This is a genomic window from Streptomyces spiralis (assembly GCF_014654675.1).
GTDB classification, from domain to species: domain Bacteria; phylum Actinomycetota; class Actinomycetes; order Streptomycetales; family Streptomycetaceae; genus Streptomyces; species Streptomyces spiralis.
This window is the reverse complement of sequence record NZ_BNBC01000064.1, coordinates 1-5522: the sequence shown is the minus strand read 5'-3', so window position 1 is coordinate 5522 and position 5522 is coordinate 1. Positions and strand designations below refer to the sequence as shown.

The window sequence follows — 5522 nt, the reverse complement described above, 5'->3', positions numbered from 1 at the left end:
GCAGCGCAGTAGCGACGCCATGATCATCACGCTTCAGCTCGGGGCCCACCGACCTCTGGAGGACAAGCGGGCAGTGGCGGCAACCATCAACAAACTGGTGGTCGAGGCACTCGGCGTCTCGCCCGATGACATCTTCATCGCGTTGATTCCGGTCCCGAACGAGAACTTCTCGTTCGGCCGGGGCGAACTCCAACTTGCCGACGGCGCCCCACGCTGGTGAACCACGGCCATGTTCGGGTTGCCGCATCCGAGCCAGCCGCTGACCGGGCTCTCGCCCGGACCAGTGAGCCAGGGGAGGGTACAGATCTGATGCCGTGCTTGTAGGAGATGTGATGCAGGTAGCCGTGGTCACCTTCGACGGGTTCAACGAACTCGACAGCTTCATCGCTTCCGCGCTGATCAATCGATGCCGCAGGGACGGTCTGGAAGCCTTCGTCACGACAGCGACGCCTGTGGTCACGTCGATGAACGGTGTAGAGGTGACAGGGCAGCGCCCGATGGAGTTCGTGGCCGAAGCCGATGTCGTGCTCATCGGTAGTGGCGTGCAGACGCGTGACGCGGTCGCGGACCACCGGCTGATCTCGCCACATGGGTGATCACCCGCATGCTCGGGGCGGATGCCGCGCGCGACGCCATCGGCTACGTTGCTCCGGTCGGCGAAAACCAGGAGACCATCGAGCGGGCCATGCGCGCTGGGCGCCGTCCACTCGGGCGACGCTGCGCTGCGCTGACGTCCTGTGATCGGTCTCGGCACGATGAAGAAGCACCATCTTGAAGCTGTTTGATCACGGCCTGATGGGAGCGAGCGGTGCTGGTCACAGGCGGTTGTCGGAACTCAAGCACTCGTCTGCCGTTCCGCTGATCGCGGGCCCACGGATTCCCCTGGTGTGAGGCGCCTGTGCGTGGATCTGGCGGGAGAGCGTTTTCGCCTCCGGGTCCGTCGGCGAACCGTCTGTGTCGACCACATCACCCTCAGCCTTGAGTTCCGCAGCCGCTGCACCTCAGGAGACCTATATGAACGAACTACTCACCGAGGTGATCGAAGCCCATGGCGGGAACGCACGTTGGCGCCGGCTGACTCAGGCGCGAGCGACCCTTGTCAGCGGCGGTCATCTCTTCGCCGTGAAGGGTTTGCCGCAGGATCCCGCGCCGCGCGAGATGACCGTTCTCCTCCACGAGGAGCACGCCTCGGTCAGACCCTTCGGCTCCCCTGACCAGAAGACCGACTTCACGCCCGGCCGCGTGAGCATCGACAAGCTCGATGGGCGACTGGTGGCCGAACGCGAGGACCCACGGTCGTCCTTCAGTGGCCACACTTTGGAAACACCCTGGGACGCGCTGGACCGGGCCTACTTCAATGGCTACGCCCTGTGGACCTACCTCACCACACCGTTCCTGCTGGCCATGCCCGGTTTCACGGTCACCGAGATCGAGCCGTGGCGGGAAGGAGACCAACTGTGGCGAGGACTTCGCGCCACGTTCCCACCCGAGATCGCCAGCCACAGTACCCACCAGGACTTCTACTTCGGCTCCGACCGACTGCTGCGGCGACACGACTATCACGTCGACGTGGCAGGCGGGTTCGCCGCCGCGCAGTACGTGTACGACTGCGTGGAAGCGGACGGGATCGTGCTGCCCACCAAGCGCCGGGCCTACCGCTGTGATGCCGATGGCCACCCCACCCTCGATGAGGTCATGGTCTCGATCGACCTCAGCGCCGTCCACTTCAGCTGACAGCAGCAGAACGCCTGGCCATGGGCTCGATGACGGCGACGAGTTCGTTCAAGTACAGCGCCCTACTCGTCGACTTCGTCCCGGCTGTCTTCGAAGACGAGGAGCGGTTTGGCGCCATGAGCGGATGTTTCGGCGAACGAGATGGCTTCGGTGAAGCGTTCGAGTGGGAACGGCCGGCCTCGGGGGATGCTCAGCACTTCGTCCACGACGAGGCCGCGAACCTCGGAGAGCGCGCGCAGCGCGTCCGTGGGCGAGACCGTGCCGAACCAGCGGTTCAGCCAGAAGCCACGGAGCACTTTGGTCTCGTAGATGACCGAGCGCGCTTGCAACGGGATGGTCAGCGCTGGTGGGTCGGTCTGCCGATGGGTGGAGAGAGCACCGTAGACCACGACCTCTCCTCCCGGAGCCAATGCCTGGAACACCTGAGCACCAACGTGGCCCGCGACGCAGTCGATGGCCTTGCGCACGCCGGCCGGTCCTGCAAGCTCAGTCACACGCTGCAACAGGTCCTCGTCCTCAGTACAAATGACCTCGTCGCCCCCCAGCGCCTTGATCTCCTCAACGGCATCGCGCCGCCGTACCACATTGATCGTGCGCAGACCCAGGTGCCTGGCCAGCTGTATGACGAGCCGGCCGACGGTGGAGCCCGCCGCGGTCTGCAACAACCATTCTCCCGGCTGGATGTCGAGCTCACGAGTCACCAGGAGTAGCGCGGTCAACGGGTTGACAGCGAGTTGACAGGCGATGGCGTCGCTCAGACGATCGGGGACCGGCAGAAGCCTGTGTGTATCGGCAACGAGGTATTCCTGCCAGGTACCGGCCACACGCGACCCCGGTACGGCCGGGATGGCAACGGCCACCACACGCTCGCCGACCTTCAGTCCTTCGGTATCCGGACCCAGGGCCTCGATGCGGCCCACGCATTCCATGTGCCCGCCGACAGTGGGAAACTCGGGGGAGAAGCCGTAGCGACCACGCAGCACGTGCAGATCGCTGGCGTGAATCGGCGTCGCTTTCACACGGATCAACGCCTGGCCGGCTCCTGCGGTGGGAACAGGCCGGGATTCCAGGCGCAGGACATCGTCCGGCTCGCCGACCTCTCGGGCTACGAGCGCGCGCATGGATTGCGGCATGAGTGACCTTTCGTCTCTCAGCACCCGACGAAGTCGGTGGAGGTTCTGCGCAGGAACGACGTGAGCTCCGGCGGGTCTCGGCGCCATGTCTGCAGAGTGCCTCGCCTGATCGATCGCCAGGTGTCAGCCCTGCCTTCCCCTCAGCTTGCGCTCCTTTGCGAGCACTGTCATGTCGTAAGCGGCCTTACGCCCCAACGCGAGGCTCGTGACGTCATAAGAGTTGCACCGATGCCGCGGGCTTTCATCAACTGCCAGCGGTCCGGTAATTCCCCCGGATCTTCGTGATCACCGTGACCGCCCGGTCTGCGGCTGCGCACGACGTGTGCTGCCCGGGCCGGCGACCGCCCCAAGCGCAGTGTCAGTCCAGCGGATTGGTCGTGTCGCGGAGGACGGTGAGGACAGGGGCGTACATGCGCGTCTTGATGGTTCCGAGGGTGTCGCCGGCCTTGTTCGCGTGGGACCGGGCGAGTTCGAGGGCGGCCGTGCGCAGGGCGCTCTCGTCCACGGCCTGATCGACGATTCCGGCGGCGGCGGCTTCCGTGCCGCCGAAACGGCGGGCTGAGACCATGGCGTGCTGGGCTGTCTGCGGGGTCAGCCGGGACTGGATGAGGGCGGACATGCCCGGAGTGAAGGGGATGTTGATCTCTGCCTCGGGCAGGCACCAGAAGCCCCGGTCGGCACGTATGAGACGGAAGTCGTGGGCCAGAGAGAACATCGCTCCGGCGGCGAACGTGTGTCCCTGCAGGGCGGCTACGGTGATCAGCGGGAGGGACAGGAACCTCGCGAACAGACCGTGGACGGCGTTGACGTAGTCCATGTGCTCGTCGCTGTGCGCGGCGAGCCATTCGAGATCGAGACCGTTGGAGTAGAACTTCCCGGTCGCAGCGGTCACCAGGGCGTGGGGGCCTTCGGTGGCCGTGGCCTGCCTGCCCGACGACGAGGGTCGTGGCGTGGACAATATGACCGACCACTTTAATGTGACCGGTCGCTTTCAACTTAGTCAAGCAGGGCCGAGGGGCCGGACATATTGACGCTGAGAGGTGGGTGGTGAGGATGGCACGCGCGTCCAAACGCGAGGAGATCGCGCAGGCAGCCCTGGAGCAGTTCCGCACGCGGGGCTTCAACGCCACGGGCATCAGCGACATCACCTCGGCGGCCGGGGCTCCCAAGGGCTCGTTCTACAACCACTTCGCCAGCAAGGAGGAGAGCGCCCTTGAGGCGCTGAGCCGCTACGCGGCCGGGTTGCGGTTCGACCTGCTCGACACGCCCGGACGCCCTGCACTGGAGCGGCTTCGGGCGCACTTCGAGTTCCTGGGCGCGGACACGGTCGACAGCGGCTTCGGGCGCGGATGCCTGGTGGGCAACCTCGGCGCCGAGGTGGCGGACCACTCCGAGGAGATCCGTTCCGCCGTCCAGGGCGGCTTCCAGCGGTGGGCCGCGCACATCCGGCGGGTGCTCACCGAGGCCCAGGACGCAGGTGAGCTGGACGCCGGTCTCGACGTCGAGGACGCCGCGCTGTTCATCCTCAGCGCCTGGGAGGGCACGCTGATCGCGGCCCGGGCCGACAAGTCCCCCGCTCCCTTCGACGCCTTCTTCCGCATGGTCTTCGGCGTCCTCCTGCGCTGATCGCGGCCGGCCGCTGACGACTCGAGGCCACCACCCCCCACACCAAGGCTCCGCCGGCCCGTAACAGCTGCGGGTGAGCCCGGGCGCCTCAGAGCACGACTCGTCGTCGCAGAGGCCTATGGGTGCTATGTGGGGGAGGATTGCTCGGTCCAGACCGTCTTCGCGTTGTTGGTGTAACGGATGCCCCAGTTGTGTGCGGCCTGGGCGCAGATGAAAAGGCCGCGGCCACCTTCTTCGATCGACCGACCGTGCGTGGCGCGGCCGCGGGGCAGAGGTGCTGCGGTCCTGGACCTTGCAGGTGAGGGCGCGGTCGTTGATGAGACGCAGCCGTACGGGTGGGACGCCGTACCGCAGAGCGTTGGTGACCAGCTCGCTGACGATTTGCAGGGTGTCGTAAGCGGTGTCCTGGTCCACGCCCCAAGCCGCGACTTGGTGCCGGGCGTGCCGCCGTGCGAGGGCGGGGGCGGTGGGCTCTTCGTCCAGCGGCCAGGTGGCTACGCGGTTGGCGGGGAAGGGGTGGGTGCGGGCGAGAAGGAGGATGGCGTTGCCGGGCACGGCGTCGGCGCGCAGCCGGTACAGGACGTCGTCACACAGGTCCTGGAGGGGCCGGCGGGCGTGGCGAACATGCGCCGAAGCGGCTGCGGGTCGCCTGTGCCGTTCTGACCCCGTACGGCGGACAGGAGCGGTGGGCAGGTGAGGATGGGGGAAGGCCGGGTCGACCGGCTGCAGTGCCTGGGTGCGAAGGTCGACCGTGCGGTACTCCGGCGGGAACGGCGCGTCGGCCGCGATCTGCTGCTCGTAGAACCCCAGCCACTTGGCTCCGTCGAAGGACGCCGCGGCGATGACGCGGCCGCGGTACCCGTACACCGCGACGAACCGCTTCTCGGCGAGTGTCCCCTGGGCGACGACCAGTTGGTCGCCCAGCGGGGGGACACCCACGGACTTGACGTTGACGCCGAACTGGGTGGACCAGAACATCGGCAGCCACAGGTGCGGACGGCGATCCGGACCCGCACAGAGCATGTTGTG

At 66.8% G+C, this 5522-nt stretch carries 5 protein-coding genes and 3 pseudogenes; 4 read left to right on the top strand and 4 right to left on the bottom strand.

Annotation, left to right across the window (positions count from 1 at the left end):
* The 3 genes from IE318_RS45695 to IE318_RS39645 form a co-directional block, all read left to right on the top strand.
* Positions 1-220: tautomerase family protein (locus tag IE318_RS45695; protein ID WP_229904068.1), on the top strand; the 220-nt coding region annotated here is incomplete at its 5' end.
* 112 nt (positions 221-332) lie between these two features.
* Positions 333-596: a type 1 glutamine amidotransferase family protein gene (locus IE318_RS45690; RefSeq protein WP_229904067.1), complete on the top strand. Its 264-nt coding sequence runs from the start codon at positions 333-335 to the stop codon at positions 594-596.
* Positions 597-1014: 418 nt separating this feature from the next.
* A complete protein-coding gene (locus IE318_RS39645; protein ID WP_189907736.1) occupies positions 1015-1734 on the top strand; it encodes a hypothetical protein in 720 nt (239 codons plus the stop codon).
* Between the two features lie 62 nt (positions 1735-1796).
* Here the strand turns inward: IE318_RS39645 and IE318_RS39640 are convergent, their stop codons facing one another.
* Complete coding sequence (locus IE318_RS39640; RefSeq protein ID WP_229904066.1) at positions 1797-2867, bottom strand: zinc-dependent alcohol dehydrogenase family protein; 1071 nt, start codon at positions 2865-2867, stop codon at positions 1797-1799.
* Positions 2868-3225: 358 nt separating this feature from the next.
* Positions 3226-3777 (bottom strand): annotated as a pseudogene (locus IE318_RS39635) (enoyl-CoA hydratase-related protein); the annotation flags it as partial.
* A gap of 143 nt (positions 3778-3920) precedes the next feature.
* On the opposite strand from IE318_RS39635, the gene IE318_RS39630 reads away from it, so the two are divergent.
* A complete protein-coding gene (locus tag IE318_RS39630; protein ID WP_189907735.1) occupies positions 3921-4493 on the top strand; it encodes a TetR family transcriptional regulator C-terminal domain-containing protein in 573 nt (190 codons plus the stop codon).
* Between the two features lie 261 nt (positions 4494-4754).
* Here the strand turns inward: IE318_RS39630 and IE318_RS46745 are convergent.
* Together IE318_RS46745 and IE318_RS39625 are read right to left on the bottom strand one after the other, a co-directional pair.
* Positions 4755-4949 (bottom strand): annotated as a pseudogene (locus IE318_RS46745) (ATP-binding protein); the annotation flags it as partial.
* 228 nt (positions 4950-5177) lie between these two features.
* Positions 5178-5522: pseudogene (locus tag IE318_RS39625) on the bottom strand (oxidoreductase C-terminal domain-containing protein); the annotation flags it as partial.